Annotated in this window: 18 protein-coding genes; 9 read left to right on the top strand and 9 right to left on the bottom strand. The window is 71.1% G+C overall.

Annotated elements, in window-relative coordinates:
* Position 1: 1 nt before the first annotated feature.
* A complete protein-coding gene (locus ABZT06_RS06320; RefSeq protein WP_355735696.1) occupies positions 2 to 940 on the top strand; it encodes a hypothetical protein in 939 nt (312 codons plus the stop codon).
* Positions 941 to 943: 3 nt separating this feature from the next.
* On the opposite strand, the gene ABZT06_RS06315 is transcribed toward ABZT06_RS06320, so the two are convergent.
* Positions 944 to 1,741, bottom strand: a complete 798-nt coding sequence (locus ABZT06_RS06315; RefSeq protein ID WP_355735693.1) for an SURF1 family protein — start codon at positions 1,739 to 1,741, stop codon at positions 944 to 946.
* Positions 1,742 to 1,867: 126 nt separating this feature from the next.
* On the opposite strand from ABZT06_RS06315, the gene ABZT06_RS06310 reads away from it, so the two are divergent.
* Positions 1,868 to 2,116 (top strand): hypothetical protein, encoded by a 249-nt coding sequence (locus ABZT06_RS06310; RefSeq protein WP_355735691.1) that lies wholly within the window; start codon positions 1,868 to 1,870, stop codon positions 2,114 to 2,116.
* 27 nt (positions 2,117 to 2,143) lie between these two features.
* On the opposite strand, the gene ABZT06_RS06305 is transcribed toward ABZT06_RS06310, so the two are convergent.
* A complete protein-coding gene (locus ABZT06_RS06305) occupies positions 2,144 to 3,127 on the bottom strand; it encodes a DEDDh family exonuclease (RefSeq protein ID WP_355735689.1) in 984 nt (327 codons plus the stop codon).
* A gap of 88 nt (positions 3,128 to 3,215) precedes the next feature.
* On the opposite strand from ABZT06_RS06305, the gene ABZT06_RS06300 reads away from it, so the two are divergent.
* The 4 genes from ABZT06_RS06300 (at position 3,216) to ABZT06_RS06285 (ending at position 6,963) form a co-directional block, all read left to right on the top strand.
* On the top strand, positions 3,216 to 3,944 hold the full coding sequence (locus ABZT06_RS06300) for a VIT family protein (protein ID WP_355735686.1): 729 nt from the start codon (positions 3,216 to 3,218) through the stop codon (positions 3,942 to 3,944).
* A gap of 155 nt (positions 3,945 to 4,099) precedes the next feature.
* On the top strand, positions 4,100 to 5,002 hold the full coding sequence (locus tag ABZT06_RS06295) for a sterol desaturase family protein (protein WP_355735684.1): 903 nt from the start codon (positions 4,100 to 4,102) through the stop codon (positions 5,000 to 5,002).
* Between the two features lie 185 nt (positions 5,003 to 5,187).
* Complete coding sequence (locus ABZT06_RS06290; protein WP_355735681.1) at positions 5,188 to 5,883, top strand: lysoplasmalogenase; 696 nt, start codon at positions 5,188 to 5,190, stop codon at positions 5,881 to 5,883.
* A gap of 36 nt (positions 5,884 to 5,919) precedes the next feature.
* On the top strand, positions 5,920 to 6,963 hold the full coding sequence (locus ABZT06_RS06285) for a zinc-dependent alcohol dehydrogenase family protein (protein WP_355735678.1): 1,044 nt from the start codon (positions 5,920 to 5,922) through the stop codon (positions 6,961 to 6,963).
* A 16-nt stretch (positions 6,964 to 6,979) separates the two neighbouring features.
* Here the strand turns inward: ABZT06_RS06285 and ABZT06_RS06280 are convergent, their stop codons facing one another.
* From ABZT06_RS06280 to ABZT06_RS06265, 4 genes are all read right to left on the bottom strand, one after another.
* A complete protein-coding gene (locus ABZT06_RS06280) occupies positions 6,980 to 7,996 on the bottom strand; it encodes a CopD family protein (RefSeq protein ID WP_355735676.1) in 1,017 nt (338 codons plus the stop codon).
* Positions 7,997 to 8,107: 111 nt separating this feature from the next.
* Positions 8,108 to 9,439 carry a CoA transferase gene (locus tag ABZT06_RS06275; protein WP_355735674.1) on the bottom strand — a complete coding sequence of 444 codons (1,332 nt, stop codon included), beginning with the start codon at positions 9,437 to 9,439 and terminating at the stop codon, positions 8,108 to 8,110.
* Between the two features lie 61 nt (positions 9,440 to 9,500).
* On the bottom strand, positions 9,501 to 11,066 hold the full coding sequence (locus ABZT06_RS06270; RefSeq protein ID WP_355735672.1) for a S8 family serine peptidase: 1,566 nt from the start codon (positions 11,064 to 11,066) through the stop codon (positions 9,501 to 9,503).
* A gap of 81 nt (positions 11,067 to 11,147) precedes the next feature.
* Positions 11,148 to 12,704: a S8 family serine peptidase gene (locus ABZT06_RS06265; protein ID WP_355735669.1), complete on the bottom strand. Its 1,557-nt coding sequence runs from the start codon at positions 12,702 to 12,704 to the stop codon at positions 11,148 to 11,150.
* Between the two features lie 253 nt (positions 12,705 to 12,957).
* On the opposite strand from ABZT06_RS06265, the gene ABZT06_RS06260 reads away from it, so the two are divergent.
* The 3 genes from ABZT06_RS06260 to moaA all read left to right on the top strand — a co-directional run bounded on the left by ABZT06_RS06260 (position 12,958) and on the right by moaA (position 16,076).
* Positions 12,958 to 13,314 (top strand): DUF485 domain-containing protein, encoded by a 357-nt coding sequence (locus ABZT06_RS06260; RefSeq protein WP_355735666.1) that lies wholly within the window; start codon positions 12,958 to 12,960, stop codon positions 13,312 to 13,314.
* Complete coding sequence (locus tag ABZT06_RS06255; protein ID WP_355735663.1) at positions 13,311 to 14,930, top strand: cation acetate symporter; 1,620 nt, start codon at positions 13,311 to 13,313, stop codon at positions 14,928 to 14,930. The genes ABZT06_RS06260 and ABZT06_RS06255 overlap by 4 nt, the downstream gene beginning before the upstream one ends.
* Before the next feature lie 156 nt (positions 14,931 to 15,086).
* Positions 15,087 to 16,076 carry a GTP 3',8-cyclase MoaA gene (gene moaA / locus ABZT06_RS06250; protein WP_355735660.1) on the top strand — a complete coding sequence of 330 codons (990 nt, stop codon included), beginning with the start codon at positions 15,087 to 15,089 and terminating at the stop codon, positions 16,074 to 16,076.
* Here moaA and ABZT06_RS06245 read toward each other — a convergent pair.
* From ABZT06_RS06245 to ABZT06_RS06235, 3 genes are all read right to left on the bottom strand, one after another.
* On the bottom strand, positions 16,073 to 16,312 hold the full coding sequence (locus tag ABZT06_RS06245) for a hypothetical protein (RefSeq protein ID WP_355735657.1): 240 nt from the start codon (positions 16,310 to 16,312) through the stop codon (positions 16,073 to 16,075). The genes moaA and ABZT06_RS06245 overlap by 4 nt on opposite strands.
* A gap of 26 nt (positions 16,313 to 16,338) precedes the next feature.
* The gene (locus ABZT06_RS06240) at positions 16,339 to 16,551 is read right to left on the bottom strand and encodes a hypothetical protein (protein ID WP_355735654.1); all 213 of its coding nucleotides are present in this window, start codon (positions 16,549 to 16,551) and stop codon (positions 16,339 to 16,341) included.
* Positions 16,552 to 16,797: 246 nt separating this feature from the next.
* Positions 16,798 to 17,196, bottom strand: a complete 399-nt coding sequence (locus ABZT06_RS06235; protein ID WP_355735651.1) for a DUF3099 domain-containing protein — start codon at positions 17,194 to 17,196, stop codon at positions 16,798 to 16,800.
* Positions 17,197 to 17,381: the final 185 nt, after the last annotated feature.

The raw sequence follows: 17,381 nt of genomic DNA, 5'->3' as shown, positions 1-17,381 counted from the left end.
GATGCTCAGACGCCGCCGTCACTCCCTGCTGGTCCGCCCCGCCCTCGACGACGACGCGCTGCACGCGACACTGACCGAGTTGCGGCCCACGCCCCAGCTGCACGGCCTCGGCGCGGGCTCCAGCCGCCCGCTCTGGCAACCGGTCGCAGAGCTGCTGCGGGACACGGGGCGGGACTGGGACCGCCGGTGGCACCGGATGTCCGTACTCGCGGACCGGTTGCCGGTCTCGGTGTGCGAGCGGTGGATCACCGAACGGCCCGGTGACGGGGACGCGCTGGTGCTGTGGGCCTGTGTCCGGTGCGTGCGGCGCGCGACCGCCTCAGGGCGGTCCGCCGTCCAGGACGCCGAACGGGCGTGTCTGCGTGCCGCCGAGGCCTGCCCCGGGGACCCGACGCCCTGGCTGGCCCTCCTGGGGCTGATGCACTCCCTCGCCGTGCCGCCCCGCGACGCCGTGCCCGTCTGGACCGAGGCCGTCACCCGCGCCCCGTGGCACCGGGGCGCCTACCACCGGCTGCTGAGCTATCTGTCCCCGCGCGGACACGGCTCGGTCGCCGACATGATCGACTTCGCCGGGCACGGCGCGGCCCGGGCCCCCCACGGCTCACCGCTCGCCCTGCTGCCCGTGGCGGCCCGCGTCGAACTCGTCGCCCACCGGCAGCGGCAGATGTCCTTCGGGGCCGACAGCCACTGGAACGAATCCCGGGCCGGTGCCGAGATCGAGTCGGCCCTGGCCGAGTGGTTCCACACCGCCGCCGCGCCGCACGCCGAGGCGGTCGCCGACCTCAACATCCTGGCCTTCGCACTCGTCCGCGCCCACCGCCCGGCCGACGCGGCACCCGTGTTCCGGCGGATCGGCCGCCATATGACCCCGCATCCATGGGACCTGCTGCCCGAGCCGGAGCGCACGTTTCTCTACTGGCGGGACCGTCCGGACACCTGAGGGTCACACGGTGGCCGGCTCGGCCTCCGTCGCGCCTTCCTGCTCCGCCTTCTCCCGGCGGTCGCGCAGCTCGCGCCGCACCATGACGACCCACCCGATCGGAACACCGACGGAGAACAGCCACCACTGGAAGGCGTAGGCGTAGTTCAGCGCGGCGTCCTCCTTGCCGGGGTTGCCGCCGATCAGTTCCGGACTGTCACCCTTCGGCTCGGGTGCCGTCTGGGCGATGTAGCCGCCGAGCACGGTGGCACCCAGCCGCTCGGCCTCCTGCTCGCTGTTGATCAGCATGACCTGCCGGTCCGGCAGCCCCTTGAGGTTCTTGATGCCGCTCGCCGCGGTCGTCTCGTCGGGCATCAGCCGCCCGGTGACGGTGATCTCGCCCTTCGGGGGAGCGGGGATCTTCGGGAACGCGGTCTGGCTCGGACCGTTCGCGGGGATCCAGCCCCGGTTGACCAGCAGCACCTTGCCGTCGTCGAGGACGAAGGGGGTCAGGACGTGGTAGCCGACCTCGTCGTCGGAGTTGGTGCGGCGCCGGACGACGACCTCGGCCTCGGTGTCGAAGTGCCCCTTCGCGGTCACCTTGCGGTACCGGTCGTGCGTGGTGACCGTGTGCCCCGGCGAGGTCATCTTCTCCACCGGCACCGGCTCGGCGTTCAGCGCGTCGGTCACCAGCTGGTTGCGGGCGGTGCGCTCCTCGTAGCGGTGCATCTGCCAGATGCCCAGCCTGATCATCGTGGGGATGAGGAGGAGGGCGACCAGCGTGAGGATCACCCACTGCCGGGACAACAGGAAGCGGTACACCCCACGACCGTACAACTCGGACCGCGGGGTGTACGCACAGGGGTGTGGTCGGACCCGGCCGACGACCCCACCCGAAGGGGCGCCGTCGGCTTGCGGGTGCCGGCCCCGCCCTTGACGATTCGGCTTATGACACGTTGCGAAGTGTGTGGGAACGACTACGACCTGGCGTTCACCGTCGAGACCCGGGACGGGGCCCGCCACGTCTTCGATTCGTTCGCCTGCGCGATCCACCGCATGGCCCCGATCTGCGAGCACTGCCGGGTGCAGATCATCGGCCAGGGCGTCGAGGTGGACGGTCACTGGTTCTGCGGCGCGCACTGTGCCCGAGCGGAGGGCAAGACCGGCATCGTGGACAAGGTCGGCTCCGCTGTGTAGCCGACGCCCACGGGTGCGACTGTACGGTCATCCCTCCGACGCCGGCTCCACATCCCGGAGCAGCTGCCCGAAGGCCGCCTCGTCGACGACCGGTGTGCCGAACTGCCGGGCCTTGACCACCTTGGACGTGCCCGAGTCCGGGTCGTTGGTGACGAGCAGACTGGTCAGCCGGGAGATGCTGGTGGCGACATGCAGCCCGGCCTCGATCGCCCGGTCCTCCAGGAGGTCGCGCTCGGTCGAGGTGTCCCCGGAGAAGGCGATCCGCATGCCCTGTTTGAGCGGCCTGCCGTCCTCGTACCGCCCCGGGTTGGGGTAGGGGCACGCGGGCCGCTTGCGGGTGGGCCGCCAACTGGTCGGCCGGTAACTGCCGTAGCCCGTCGACTGCCGGGGCACCGCGCGGTCCGTCCACTCGGTCAGCGGCCGGCACTCGTGCAGCGGCAGCCGCACGCTTCGCGCGGCGGCGGCCCGCAGGCTCGGCCGGAACGCCTCCGCGAGCACGCGCGCGTCGTCGAGGGCATGGTGCGCCCGCTGCTGTACGACGCCGAAGTGGGCCGCCAGCGACTCCAGCTTGTGGTTGGGCAGCGGCAGGCCGAGCTCCTTCGACAGGACGATGGTGCACAGCCGTTGGCTCACCGGCGCCACCCGGCCCGCGCGCGCGTACTCGCGGGCGATCATCTGCCAGTCGAAGACGGCGTTGTGCGCGACGAGCACCCGACCGTCGAGGCGCGCCGAGAACTCGTCGGCGATGTCCTGGAAGAGCGGGGCGCCTTCGAGTGCCTCGCTCGTCAGCCCGTGGATCCAGACGGGGCCCGGGTCGCGCTCCGGATTGACCAGCGTGTACCAGTGGTCCTCGACCTCACCGAGGGCGTCCAGCCGGTAGACGGCGGCGGAGATTATCCGGTCGTCGCGGGCCAGGCCGGTGGTCTCCACGTCGACGACCGCGTATCCCTGCGGATACGCGGTCGGCCACGTCGTGGGGGAGGACGCTGCGGTCGTCTGGTCTTCGAGCATGGTTCATGAGGATACGGGCCATGACTGACAGTCCCTCACGGCGGCGCCGGTGCACGGCTCGAGACGGCCGGGGTGCGATCCTCCGGGCATGACCGAAGAGGGTGCGACCGGACCGGCGCACGGTGAGGCCCATGGCGGTGGGCTCGGCGCCCGCCTCAACTGGCTGCGCGCGGCGGTCCTCGGAGCGAACGACGGCATCGTCTCCACCGCGGGCCTCGTCGTGGGCGTGGCCGGCGCGACGGGCGACCGCGCGGCGTTGCTGACGGCGGGTCTGGCGGGCCTGCTGGCCGGCTCGATGTCCATGGCGGCCGGGGAGTACGTGTCCGTGTCGACCCAGCGCGACTCCGAGATGGCCGCGCTGGCCGTGGAGAGACGGGAGCTTCGCGAGCAGCCGGAGGCGGAGCTGGAGGAGTTGACGGAGCTTCTGGAGGAACGGGGCCTGTCCCGGGACGTGGCCCGTGAGGCGGCGGAACAACTGACGGAACGTGACGCACTCCGGGCGCACGCACGCGTGGAGCTCGGCATCGACCCGGACGCCCTGACGAACCCCTGGCACGCGGCCTGGGCGAGCTTCCTGGCGTTCACGGCGGGAGCACTTCTGCCACTGCTCGCCATCGTGCTGCCACCGGCGGGCTGGCGGGTGCCGGTGACCGTGGTGTCGGTGGTGGCGGCGTTGGTCCTGACCGGTTGGAGCAGTGCGCGACTGGGGGCGGCAAACGCGGGGCGGGCGGTGGTACGCAACGTGGGGGGCGGGGTGTTGGCGATGGGGGTCACCTACGGGGTGGGGGTGCTGCTGGGGGCGGCGGGGGTCGGTTGACGCCCCGGCACGGCAACGGGCCCGGCGATCGCCCCCGTTCTCCCCGACCCCGGAACCCCTTGGCGGAGATCGCCAAGAAGCAAGCGCGTACCACCGTTAATACTTGTGGGTAACAACGTCTAGCCGTGCCCCACCGGCGGTTCTACGGTGCTCGCATGCCGAACCTCCCCGACGTCGTGGTCTGGTCCATACCCGCCTTCGTGCTGCTCACCGTCATCGAGATGATCAGCGTCCGCATCCATCCCGACGAGGACGCGGCGGGCTACGAGACGAGGGACGCCGCCACCAGCATCGGCATGGGACTCGGCAGCCTCGTCTTCGACTTCCTCTGGAAGATCCCGATCGTCGCGACCTATACGGCGATCTACGAACTCACTCCGCTCCGCGTCCCCGTCCTGTGGTGGACGGTCCCGCTGATGCTGCTCGGGCAGGACTTCTTCTACTACTGGTCCCACCGCGGCCACCACGTCATCCGCATCCTGTGGGCCTGCCACGTCGTCCACCACTCCAGCCGGAAGTTCAACCTCACCACCGCGCTGCGCCAGCCCTGGACGACCCTGACCGTCTGGCCGTTCTACGTCCCCCTCGTCGCCGCCGGTGTCCACCCGGCCGCGCTCGCCTTCTGCTCCTCCGCGAACCTCGTGTACCAGTTCTGGATCCACACCGAGCGCATCGACAAGATGCCCCGCTGGTTCGAGTTCGTCTTCAACACCCCGTCCCACCACCGCGTCCACCACGCCTCCCAGGGCGGCTATCTGGACCGCAACTTCGGCGGGATCCTCATCGTCTGGGACCGGCTCTTCGGCTCGTTCGTCGCCGAGACCGAACGACCCGTCTACGGGTTGACCAAGAACATCAACACGTTCAACCCGATCAAGGTGGCCACCCATGAGTACGTAGCGATCCTCAAGGACGTCAAGAGGGCACGGAGTTGGCGCGAGCGAGCCGGGCGGGTGTTGGGCGGGCCGGGGTGGCAGCCGACGCCCGTGGACCGGCCGGCTGTGGCGGAAGAGCCGACTCCGGAGCCGGCCGCCGCCGAGGGGACCGCTGCCGCGTGACGGGGCGCGACGAACAGCAGCCCCACCCGCGTGCACCACGCACCGCCCCTTCGCAGCCCCGCACACCCGCAGCGCGTACGACTCCTCCCGGGTCCGGCACGCCTGCGGCGAGCGTGCTCCCCTCCCGGCTCCACACCCGTGCCCCGCGCACAGCGGCTGCCTCCCCCCTCCGGCCCCGCGCGCACTTGCCCACCCTCCTGCTCGCCGCCCTCGCCCTGGCCGCCCTCGCCGACCTCGTCTCCCTGGCCGTCGACTTCCACCCGGGCCACGCCGTCGCCAAACCCCTCCTCATGCCCCTGCTCGCCGCCGGCGTGGCAGTCCGTGGCGCGTCCCGGCTCCTGGTCGCGGCGCTCCTGTGCGGCTGGGGCGGTGACGTCCTGCTGCTCTCCGACGCGGACACCGCCTTCCTCGTCGGCATGGCGTCCTTCGCCGCGGGCCACATCTGTTACGTCACCCTCTTCCTGCGGCACGGCCGATACGCGCGAGGCGGCCGCCGCGCCACGCCACGCACGCGTGCCCTTCTCCTCGCCCCGGCCTACGCCGCCGCCCTCGTCACCACCATCACCCTGCTGTGGCCGGATCTGCCCGCGGACCTCCGCGTCCCGGTGGCCGGCTACAGCGTTTTGCTGGTGGCCATGGCGTACACCGCCGCCACCCGGTTCGGCCCCGTCACCGGACTCGGCGGCGCGCTCTTCCTCCTCTCGGACACCCTCATCGCGACCGGCGTCGCCGACTGGCCCCAGCTCCCACGACCCGACCTCTGGATCATGCTCACGTATGTCGCCGCGCAGTTCCTGCTGGCCAGTGGCACCCTCCGAACCCTCCGAGCGCGCCCGGGACCGATGGCGACGTACGGTGAGGTGCGCTCGACCACCCCCTGAGCGCCGCCACGATCTCGCACGAGAAGGACCCTCGCCATGCGCGCCACCACCATCCACGCCCCCTACGACATGCGCGTGGAAGACGTGCCCGAACCCGTGGTCCAGCTGCCCACCGACGCCGTGCTCCGCGTACTGCGCGCCTGCATCTGCGGCAGCGACCTGTGGGCCTACCGCGGCGAGGCGGCCCGGCAGCCGGGGCAGCGGATCGGCCACGAGTTCCTCGGCGTCGTGGAGGAGACCGGCTCCGAGGTCGCCACCCTCAGGCGGGGTGACCTCGTCGTCGCGCCGTTCATGTGGTCCGACGGCGTCTGCGACTACTGCCGCGAGGGCCTGACCACCTCCTGCGAGCACGGTGGGTTCTGGGGTTCCGTCGGCTACGACGGCGGCCAGGGCGAGGCCGTCCGCGTCCCCTTCGCCGACGGCACCCTCGTACGGCTGCCCAAGGAGGCGGCCTCCGACGACCGCCTGCTGTCCTCGCTGCTGACCCTCTCCGACGTCCTGGGCACCGGGCACCACGCGGCCCTCGGCGCCGGAGCCCGCCCGGGCGCCACGGTCGCCGTCGTCGGCGACGGCGCCGTCGGCCTGTGCGCGGTGCTCGCCGCCAAGCGGCTCGGCGCCGAGCGGATCATCGCCCTGGGCCGCCACCAGGTCCGCACCGACATCGCGCGCCGTTTCGGTGCCACCGACGTCGTCGCCGAGCGCGGAGACGCGGCCGTCGAGGCCGTCCGCGAACTCACCCGCGGCCAGGGCGCGCACGCCGTCGTCGAGGCCGTAGGCACCGAACAGTCCATGCGTACGGCTGTCGGCGTCGCCCGCGACGGGGGCGCCATCGGCTTCGTCGGCGTGCCGCACGGCAGCGGCACGGGCGTCGACCTCGGCGTCCTGTTCGACCGGAACATCGCCCTGCGAGGCGGGGTCGCGCCGGTCCGCGCCTACATTCCCGAGCTGCTCCCCGACGTCCTGGACGGCACCGTCGACGCCTCACCCGTCTTCGACATGACCGTCGACATGGAGGGCGTCCCCGACGGCTACAAGGCGATGGACGAGCGCACCGCGCTCAAGGTCCTCGTCACCAACTGACGCTCACCGAGCGGCTTCACCAGCGGATCGGCAGCGGCAGCGCCGTCAGCAGCCCCGACACCACGACCACCAGCCCCAGGGCGACGACCTCCACGCGCGCGGGGGCACAGGCGGTCAGGGGGTCGGGGGCGCGGCGCAGCCGGGTCCGGGCCCACAGGGCGAGCGCGGCGACGACCGCCACGAGGAGCACCTTGGCGAGCAGAGTGCGTCCGTACGCCGTGTCCGTCAGCTGCTCCAGGATCGTGTCGGGCGGCATCCGGCGCAGCGAACTCCACACACCGGTCGCGGAGACGGCGGCAAGCAGAACGGCCGCCACGCGCGCGTAGAGTCCGAGCAGCGCCGCGCCCGGCTCCGCGGGGCCCCAGCGGCGCAGCGTCCGCAGCACATGCAGCAGGCCGCCCACCCACAGCGCCGCGCACGTCAGGTGAACCACCGTCAGCCCGGAGCCCACCAGCGCACTGTGCTCGGCCGCGGGATGCGCGCGCAGCGCCTCCGCCGCCACCACGGCCGACAGGGGCCACACCTGGAGGGCCGGGCGGCCCGAACGGGCGCACAGAGCGGCCACCAGGAACGCGTTGACCTCCAGGAGGGCCACCTGGCCGTCGCGTGACGCGTACAGGCCGCCGACGTCGATCCCGGAGAGGCTGTGGGGCACCAGGTTGCCGGTCGCCACGACCGACGCCAGGCCCAGCGCGGCGACGAAACCGGCGGCGGTCGCGTAAGGAGCCCAGGAGCGCGGAACGGCCAGGTCGTCCAGGGGAGCGCCGGGCACCGAGCGGGCCAGCCGGCCCACGAACAGCTCACCCAGGGGCACACACAGCGCCGCGAAGAGCACCGCCCGCAGCAGGGCCACCCCGCCGGCCCCGGGCGCGGCGGCCTCCCCGGTGCCGTGCAGCGCGGCGGACGGCCCGAACAGCGGTATCGCCAGGGCCAGCAGCGCCAGCACGAGGACGGCGACCGCCCGGCCGGTGCCGGGACGCCGCCGACGGCCACCCGCGTCGGTCATCTCGGAGGGGGGTCTTATCAGGGTCACCCCACGATCTTGGCCACAACGGACAGAACCGGGCAACTGCAGGGAAACAAGTGGTGCTACGGCAGTCCACCCATACGGACGTTTCCGATGCCGCTGTCGGTTCAGGCCCGCTCAGCGCCAGCGCGCGGCATCGGTGCCCCACGGCACCGGCGGCCGGACCCAGTCCACCGGGCCGCCCTCGAAGGCGACCGGCGACAGTGCGTACCGCAGCCGTCCGAGTCCACTGTCCGTCTCCGCCAGCCAGGGCCCGGGACCGTCGTAGGGGCCGCTCTCGGTGTCCCCCGAGGCCATGCCGCCCATGCCGTCCCCACCGCTCGTCAGCCACCAGGCCGTCCGCGCGAGCGCCAGCTGCACGAACCGGCTCCCGCCCTCGTACGACTGCTCGGTCAGCGCCCGCAACACGGCCGCCGCCAGCAGATAGCCCGTGCCGTGGTCGAGGGCCTGCGCGGGCAGCGCGCCCGGCCGCTCCGTCGAACCCTCCAGCACGGCGATCCCGGTGGCCGCCTGTACGAGGCTGTCGAAGCCCCGCCGTTCACGCCAGGGCCCGTACGCGCCCCACGCCGACAACTGCGCGACGACCACCCCGGGCCGCCGCTCCGCCAGCGCCTCGGCGGACAGCCCGAACCGGTCCAGGGCGCCCGGCCGGTACCCGGTGACGACCACGTCCGCCTCCGCGAGCAGCTCCTCGAAGGTCTCCCGGCCGGTGGCCAGGTCGAGCGTCGCCGACCGCTTCCCGAAGCCCGTGTCGGCGTGCTGGTCCGGCAGTTCGGGGAGCCCGGGCGGGTCCAGGCGCAGGACGTCCGCGCCGAGCAGGGCGAGTGTGCGGGTGGCGACCGGGCCCGCGAGCACCCGGGTCAGATCCAGGACGCGCAGACCGGCCATCGGCAGCAGGGGAGAGGTGGCGATCGGTTCGAAGGTACGTGCGCGTGCCGTGTCCAGTCGTCCTCGTTCGACCAGCGGCCGTTTCGCCACCTCGGCCGCCTGCGGGTGCGAGGCCCACTCCTCGGGTGAGCGCAGGGCGACGGCGAGACCCCCGGCCGCGTACACGGCTTCCTCGACGTCCAGCGCGGACCGCTCGGCGAGCGCCGCCTCGACGGCCGCCGGGTCCTCCGGCACTCCCAGCGCGTCGAGCAGCCGCGCACGGTGGTGCGGGTAGTTCGCGTGCGTCCGCACCCACCCGTCCGCCGTCCGCCAGAACCGGGACAGCGGTGCGAAGCTGACCGGCGCGCGACCGTCGATCGACAGATGGCGCTCACTCAGGAAGGCGGTGGCGACCGCCCCGTCGTCCACCCGCACCGCCGGCACCTCGGCGAGTCCGGCCCGCCGCGCCCCGAGTTCCGCGGCGGCCGACGCGCACTCGCCCACACAGGCTCGCGCCGGCCGCTGCACGGGAAGGCGCCCCTGCAGAGCACCCTCCCGCACCACAAACTTGATTCCAGTCATGACTGCACTATGCAGTATTGACTCGATCAATATATGGAGGTGTCTTGATCGTTCTGGACCGCTACTTCGTCACCGCGTCCAGTGCGTCCACGGTGCCCCAGCCGTAGAAGCCGTTGCGGTTCTTGGACCCCTCGCACACCGCGTCGACCTTGCCGTCGCCGTTGATGTCGTACGGGTCCGTGCACGGCGTGGCGTCGGCTTCGGCGTACAGCAGCGCCTTCACCAGGGCCGACGGGGCGTACGGGTGCGTCGACTTGATCAGGGCGGCCACGGCCGCGACGTGCGGCGAGGCCATCGACGTACCGGCCATGTAGCCCCACTTGCCGCCGGGCAGCGTGCCCAGGATCAGTCCGCTGGTCGCGGGGGGCGCGGGCGTCTGGTAGGCCGTCGAGTCACCGCCGGGCGCGGCGACGTCGATGACGCCCAGGCCGTAGTTGGAGAAGGACGACTTGATGCCCTTGGCGCCGGTCGCCGCGACCGTCACGACACCCGGCAGCTGGGTCGGTATGTCGAAGCACTCCGACGGGTCGATCACCCGGTCCGAGGGCGTGCCGTCGTTCGGCGAGACCGGGTCGGTGATCTCGTCGGCCGCGAGGTCGTAGTTCTCGTTGCCGGCCGCGGCCACGTTGACCACACCCCGCTTCTCCGCGTACCGCGAGGCCCGGGTGACCGCGTCCACGAGGGCCTTCTGGTCCGGGTCGTCGGTGCAGTTGAAGTACCACGGGTCGGTGTAGTAGCTGTTGTTGGTGACGTCGACGCCATGCGTGGCCGCCCACATGAAGCCGCAGACCACGGCCTCCGTGTAGAAGTAGCCGGCGGTGGTCGCCACCTTGATGCCCGCCACCTTCACACCCGGTGCCACGCCCGTCATTCCGACGCCGTTCTTGGCGGCCGCGATCTCACCGGCCACGTGCGTGCCGTGCGGGCTCTCCGCGGCGCTCGGCCGCCACGCCCCGTCGGTGGTGTCCGGCTTGCCCGTCACGCAGTTGACGGAGGCGGCCCGGTCGAAGTTCGGCGCGAGGTCCGGGTGGGTGTCGTCCACGCCGGTGTCGATCACGGCGACGGTCACCTTGCTGCTGCCGAGCGACTTCTCGTGCGCCTTGTCCGCCTTGATGGCGGGCAGGTCCCACTGCAACGACTCCAGCGGGTCCTGGCCGGCGTCGGCGGCCGACTGCGCCGCGGCCATCTGCGCCGCGCTGAGCGCCTTCGGCGTCCCCTCGTCGGTCGTCGACTGCGCGGGCAGCGGCGCGTTGCGCGTGTTGCCCGCCGACTCGACCCCGCGGACCTTGCGGATCGTCTTGGCGAAGTCGGGGTTCGACGAGTGGACGACGATCACGCCGATCTGGTCGTACGACGTCACGATCGTGCTGCCGGCCTGGGCGACGGCCTTCTTCACCTGGGCGGAAGGACCCTGCCCGGGGCGGACGTTGACGACGTAGCTGAGCGCCGTCCCGTCCGCGTCGGCGGCGGCGAGGATGTCACTGACGGAACCGGTGGCGCCGGCAGCGGTGCCGGACAGGCCGGTCGCGGACGCGGTGGCGCCCGGCAGGAACGCCATGGCCGTCGCGATGGCCATACCGAGCGGGATCGCGAGCGTGCGCCGATAGCGCGCGTGAGGCCCAGTCATGATGAGAATCTCTCCAGTTCGTTCTCGGTGCAAGCGGTCCGTGCGGGTGGTGCATTCGTGCGAAGTCACTTGACCGGCGGGTCACTTGACCGCGCGCAGCGCGTTGACGATGCCGAAGCCGTAGAACCCGTTGGCCCGGGTGCCGCCCTCGCACACCGCGTCCTGCGTGCCGTCGCCGTCCTGGTCGTAGGAGGCCGGGCAGCTCGTGGCGTCCGCCTGCGCCTTCAGCAGCGCCTGCAGCTGGGCGGGGCTCGCCTTGGGGTGCGTCGACTTCAGCAGCGCGGCGACGCCCGAGGCGTGCGGGGAGGCCATCGAGGTGCCCTGCAGGAAGCCGTACTCGCCGTTCGGCAGGGTGGACAGGATGCGGCCGTTCTGCGACGGCGTGTCCGGGATCTGGTAGAGCCGGTCGCCACCGGGCGCCGCGACGTCGATGACGCCCTTGCCGTACGAGGAGTAGTACGACTTGAGGTTCTTGACGCCCGTCGCGCTGACCGTGACGACGCCCGGCAGCTGCGTCGGCACGTCGAAGCACTCGTGCGGGTCGACGGTCCGCTCCACCGCGGTGGAGTCGTCGGGGCTGGAGGCGTCGACGATCGCGTCGGAGTCCAGGTCGTCGTTGGAGTTGCCCGCCGACGCCAGGCTGAGCGTGCCCTTCTTCTGGGCGTACAGCTGCGCCCTATTGACTGAATCAACAATGGCCCGCTGATCCGGATCGTCCATGCAGTTGTACAGCCATGGATCAACGTAGTAGCTGTTGTTGGTGATCTCGACGCCGTGGTCGGCGGCGAACACGAACGCGCACACGACGCTCTCCGGGTAGAAGAGGCCGTTGCTGCGGTCGGTCACATTGATGGCCGACACCTTCACGCCGGGCGCGACCCCGGCCACGCCGATGCCGTTGCGGGCCGCGGCGATCTCACCGGCCACATGCGTGCCGTGGTAGTCGGCCGCGGTGTACGGCCGCCAGGCGCCCGGACTGGTGTCCGGGACACCGCCGTCGCAGTTGGCGGACTGGGCGGCGGAGAAGTTCGGCGCGATGTCGGGGTGGGTGTCGTCGACGCCGGTGTCGATCACGGCGACGGTCACCTTGCGGCTGCCGGGGTTGATCCTGGCGGCCTTGTCGGCGCCTATCGCGCGCAGGTCCCACTGGTCGGCCTCGAGGGGCTCGCTCTCCGGCGCGGCGGCCGAGGCCCTCGCGACCTTCGCGGCCTGCGCGTCCGACAGGACCTGGACCGCGCCCTCGTCCGTTGTGCCCGCCGGTGTCAGCGCCGAGGTGCGGGTGGCGCCGGCCGACTGCACCCCGCGCACCGTGCGGATCTTCTGGGCGAAGTCCGGCGCGGAGGAGTGGACGACGATCACGCCGATCTTCTCGTACGCGATCACGACGGTGCCGCCGGCCGTGGGGATCGCCTTCTTCACCGACGCGATCGTGCGGTGGTCCACCTTGGTGTTGACGACGTACGACAGGTTCGTCGCGTCCGCGGCCTGGGCCGTGGTCTGCGCGGAGGGCGCGGCCGAGGCGGCCGAGGGCAGGAAGCCGAGCGAGGCCGTGAGGGACAGCACGACGGGCACGGCGAGCGCGAGGCTGTGTTTTGAACGTATCGAACGTCTCGAACGTCTGGAGCGCGGCTGGGACATGGGGTCTCCACATCATCCGGAAACGAAACCGGCCCGAGACACAGGTGTCGCTCGGGCAGGTACATGACGGGTGGTGCAGGCCGAAGCTATCTCCCGGAGTCGCTGGCCAGCAATGACTTCCCCAAGACGAGTTCGGAAAGAAGCAAAGCGAGTTGAACCGGGGCCAGCGCGGCGCCGTGACCTTGAACAGGGAACGCGAGAACACTCGCCCCCGATCCCCGTCACAACCGCACCCGCAACGCGAGGAGACTCCGTGGCCACCGACGCACCGCCACCCGCGAAAGAGACGCACAAACTCCCCACCACCGAGGAGTTCACCGAGGTGCAGGAGAGCGCGGAGTTCGGTGAACTGCGCCGCTCCTACCGCTCCTTCGCCTTTCCGCTGACCGTCGGCTTCATCGCCTGGTACCTGCTGTACGTCCTGCTGTCCAACTATGCGGGCGACTTCATGGGCACCAAGGTCGTCGGCAACATCAACGTCGCTCTGGTCCTGGGCCTCGCCCAGTTCCTCACCACGTTCCTCATCGCCTGGTGGTACGCGCGGACCGCTGCCGCCCGCTTCGACCCCAAGGCCGACGCCATCAAGTCCCGGATGGAGGGCGGCGCATGAGCCCCGCGATCACCCTGGCGGCCGGCGAGGCCGGCGAGCACCGCCCGCTGATCATCAGCCTGTTCGCGGTCTTCGTCCTCGCGACCCTCGTCATCACGGTCTGGGCCGGACGGCAGACCAAGGACGCGGCCGACTTCTACGCGGGCGGACGCCAGTTCACCGGCTTCCAGAACGGCCTCGCCGTCTCCGGCGACTACATGTCCGCCGCGTCCTTCCTCGGCATCGCGGGCGCCATCGCCCTCTTCGGCTACGACGGCTTCCTGTACTCCGTCGGCTTCCTGGTCGCCTGGCTCGTGGCCCTGCTCCTGGTCGCCGAACCGCTGCGCAACTCCGGCCGCTACACGATGGGCGACGTCCTCGCCTACCGGATGCGCCAGCGCCCGGTGCGTACCGCGGCCGGCACCTCCACCATCGTGGTCTCGATCTTCTACCTGCTGGCCCAGATGGCGGGCGCGGGCGTCCTGGTCTCCCTGCTCCTCGGCATCACCAGCGACGCGGGCAAGATCGGCGTGGTCGCCCTCGTCGGCGTCCTGATGATCGTGTACGTGACCATCGGCGGCATGAAGGGCACCACCTGGGTCCAGATGGTCAAGGCGGTCCTGCTGATCGCGGGCGCCCTGCTGCTGACCTTCCTGGTGCTGCTGAAGTTCGACTTCAACGTCTCCGACCTGCTGGGCTCCGCCGCCGACAACAGCGGCAAGGGAGCGGCCTTCCTGGAGCCGGGCCTGAAGTACGGCGCCACCGGCACCACCAAGCTGGACTTCATCTCGCTCGGCATCGCCCTGGTCCTCGGCACCGCCGGTCTGCCGCACATCCTGATCCGCTTCTACACGGTGCCCACCGCCAAGGCCGCCCGTAAGTCGGTCATCTGGGCCATCGGCCTCATCGGCGCCTTCTACCTGATGACCCTCGCCCTCGGCTTCGGCGCCGCCGCGCTCATCAAGCCGGACGAGATCATCGCCTCCAACAAGGCGGGCAACACGGCGGCGCCCCTGCTGGCCCTGCATCTGGGCGGCGTCGACTCCAACTGGGGCGCGATCCTGCTCGCCACCATCTCGGCGGTCGCCTTCGCCACCATCCTCGCCGTCGTCGCCGGCCTCACCCTGGCCTCCTCCTCGTCCTTCGCGCACGACATCTACGCGAACGTCATCAAGCGGGGGCAGGCCACCGAGAAGCAGGAGATGAGCGCGGCCCGCTGGGCGACCGTCGGTATCGGCGCGGTCTCCATCCTGCTGGGCGCCCTCGCCCGCGACCTCAACGTCGCCGGCCTCGTCGCCCTCGCCTTCGCGGTCGCCGCCTCGGCGAACCTGCCCACGATCATCTACAGCCTCTTCTGGAAGCGGTTCACCACCAGCGGCGCCCTGTGGTCGATCTACGGCGGTCTCGTCACGGCGGTCGGCCTGGTGCTGTTCTCGCCGGTCGTCTCCGGCAAGCCCAGCTCGATGTTCCCGGACGTCGACTTCCACTGGTTCCCGCTGGAGAACCCGGGCATCATCTCGATCCCGGTCGGCTTCCTGCTCGGCATCATCGGCACCTACCTCTCCAAGGAGGAGCCGGACAAGGGCAAGTACGCGGAGCTGGAGGTCCGGTCGCTGACCGGTACCGGAGCCCACTGACACGCCCCTCGAGCGGCCGCCTCGTAGATCCCTACGAGGCGGCCGCTTCGTACGTGGTGGGAACGGGCACTGTCGTTGTCAGTGACGTCACGTAGGCTCGCAGGTGTCGGAAGAAGATGAGGCCGGCACTTATCCGCGACGAGGGAGGGGGCCCACGTGCTCATCGACACCTATGGCCGGCAGGCCACCGACCTGCGCGTCTCGCTGACCGACCGGTGCAATCTGCGGTGCACCTACTGCATGCCGGAAGAGGGCCTGCAGTGGCTGGCCAAGCCCGACCTGCTCACCGACGACGAGATCGTCCGCCTGATCGACATCGCCGTCACCTCCCTCGGGATCGAGGAGGTCCGCTTCACCGGTGGTGAGCCCCTGCTGCGCCCCGGCCTGGTCGGCATCGTGGAGCGGGTGGCGGCCCTGGAGCCGCGCCCCCAGATGTCCCTGACGACGAACGGCATAGGTCTCAAGCGCACCGCGCCCGCGTTGAAGGCGGCGGGCCTGGACCGGGTCAACGTCTCCCTCGACACCCTGCGTCCGGACGTCTTCAAGACCCTCACCCGCCGCGACCGCCACCGGGACGTCCTGGAGGGCCTGGACGCCGCCCGCGAGACGGGCCTGACCCCCGTCAAGGTGAACTCCGTCCTCATGCCGGGGCTCAACGACGACGAGGCCCCGGACCTGCTGGCCTGGGCCGTGGAGCACGACTACGAACTGCGCTTCATCGAGCAGATGCCCCTGGACGCCCAGCACGGCTGGAAGCGCGACGGCATGATCACCGCCGGGGACATCCTGACCTCCCTGCGCACCCGCTTCGAGCTCACCGAGGAAGGTGCCGAGAAGCGCGGCTCGGCCCCCGCGGAGCGCTGGCTGGTCGACGGCGGCCCGCATGTGGTCGGCGTCATCGCCTCGGTCACCCGCCCGTTCTGCGCGGCCTGCGACCGCACCCGCCTCACCGCCGACGGCCAGATACGCACCTGCCTCTTCGCCCGCGAGGAGACCGACCTGCGAGCAGCACTGCGCTCGGACGCCGGCGACGACGAGATCGCGCGTATCTGGCGCGAGGCGATGTGGGGCAAGAAGGCCGGCGCGGGCCTGGACGACCCGACATTCGTCCAGCCGGACCGGCCGATGTCCGCGATCGGAGGCTAGGCCCCCTCGGGCGCCCGCCAGTCCTCGAACTTCACGACGTCCTTGAGGAAACCCCGCACCCCGAGGAACTGCGACAGGTGCTCCCGGTGCTCCTCACAGGCCAGCCATGTCTTTCGCCGCTCCGGCGTGTGGATCTTCGGGTTGTTCCACGCGAGCACCCACACGGCGTCGACACGGCAGCCCTTCGCGGAGCACACGGGAGAGTCGGGTTCGGAGCCGGGAGCATTCAGATTCACGCCGACGACCCTAACCGAGGCCGGCGTCACGCATTCCGAGCGGTCGCCCGACGCCCGGACACCAACACCTCGACGACCTGCCGCAGAATCCCCATCGCGCGAAACGCGCTCGGGTGGCGTGACGTGGGCAGCACCAGAACGGCCAGGCCGAGCACGAGCAGGGTGAGGCACACGAAGGCCAGGGGGACGAGCACCGTGACTGCAGTGACAAACCTGACATTTTGCCAGATTGTGAGCATACGAATCCTCCTGGCGCATGAGCAGTGGGGGATGCGGAGGTGCGTCCAAGCGTGACAGTCAGCCGGAAGCCGTCAGCTTGAAAAGGCGACGCCGAGCAGCCACGGGGGGAGCTGCCCGGCGTCGGTCTGTCGCTCCGACGGGGGATGCGGAGCGCGTACGAAGTATGTCACGGGTAACCCTTGGCCCGGCACTGGAACAACATGATTGATCTGAGCTTTTCTTGAGCTTGGCGCCCAGCAGACCTGTCACGTCCGCTCGCGCGATTCACCCCGGGCACCCGACGCCGCCCCGCCCGCACCGTCTTCCGGAGCGGGTTCCGCGAAGTCCCCGTCCGCGCGCGGCGGCATGATCATCGGCCGGGTCGGAGCGGTCACGAAGGTCGAGGGCAGCGAAGGCGCGTTCTCGCGCCCCGCGTTGGCGATGACGACGGCGATATAGGGCAGAACGGCCCCCAGTACCAGCGCGACGATCGCGACGTGCCGTTCGACGTTCCAGAGCGTGGCCGCGAGCACCACCGACAGCGTACGGACCGTCATCGAGATGACGTACCGGCGCTGACGTCCGCGCACGTCCTCCTGGAGGCTCGTCCGGGCTCCGGTGATCCGGAACACCTGGGCGCTGCCGCCGCCATGCTGCTTCCGCATCACATTCCACCATCCGCCCGCATCGGACTCTCCCCGCTCCACATCCGCTCCGTACCCGCTGGAGGTACCGGACCCGGACAACTACCACGTTACGCCGCGCCTGCGCCGCCTACGAGACCGGGGCCCCTGCCGCCAGGGCCAACGGCCTCGCTCCCGGCACGTACAGGCGTACCCGACATGCGGCG

The sequence above is a fragment of the Streptomyces sp. NPDC005483 genome, from assembly GCF_040606035.1.
Classification (GTDB): domain Bacteria; phylum Actinomycetota; class Actinomycetes; order Streptomycetales; family Streptomycetaceae; genus Streptomyces.
Note: the sequence above shows the minus strand (reverse complement) of the source record. Positions and strands in the feature narration are given on the sequence as shown.

Coding starts and splice junctions, on each gene's coding strand:
- ABZT06_RS06320 (WP_355735696.1), top strand. CDS start 2: ATGCTCAGACGCCGCCGTCACTCCCTGCTGGTCCGCCCCGCCCTCGAC.
- ABZT06_RS06310 (WP_355735691.1), top strand. CDS start 1,868: ATGACACGTTGCGAAGTGTGTGGGAACGACTACGACCTGGCGTTCACC.
- ABZT06_RS06305 (WP_355735689.1), bottom strand. CDS start 3,127: ATGCTCGAAGACCAGACGACCGCAGCGTCCTCCCCCACGACGTGGCCG.
- ABZT06_RS06300 (WP_355735686.1), top strand. CDS start 3,216: ATGACCGAAGAGGGTGCGACCGGACCGGCGCACGGTGAGGCCCATGGC.
- ABZT06_RS06295 (WP_355735684.1), top strand. CDS start 4,100: ATGCCGAACCTCCCCGACGTCGTGGTCTGGTCCATACCCGCCTTCGTG.
- ABZT06_RS06285 (WP_355735678.1), top strand. CDS start 5,920: ATGCGCGCCACCACCATCCACGCCCCCTACGACATGCGCGTGGAAGAC.
- ABZT06_RS06275 (WP_355735674.1), bottom strand. CDS start 9,439: ATGACTGGAATCAAGTTTGTGGTGCGGGAGGGTGCTCTGCAGGGGCGC.
- ABZT06_RS06270 (WP_355735672.1), bottom strand. CDS start 11,066: ATGACTGGGCCTCACGCGCGCTATCGGCGCACGCTCGCGATCCCGCTC.
- ABZT06_RS06265 (WP_355735669.1), bottom strand. CDS start 12,704: ATGTCCCAGCCGCGCTCCAGACGTTCGAGACGTTCGATACGTTCAAAA.
- ABZT06_RS06255 (WP_355735663.1), top strand. CDS start 13,311: ATGAGCCCCGCGATCACCCTGGCGGCCGGCGAGGCCGGCGAGCACCGC.
- ABZT06_RS06240 (WP_355735654.1), bottom strand. CDS start 16,551: ATGCTCACAATCTGGCAAAATGTCAGGTTTGTCACTGCAGTCACGGTG.
- ABZT06_RS06235 (WP_355735651.1), bottom strand. CDS start 17,196: ATGCGGAAGCAGCATGGCGGCGGCAGCGCCCAGGTGTTCCGGATCACC.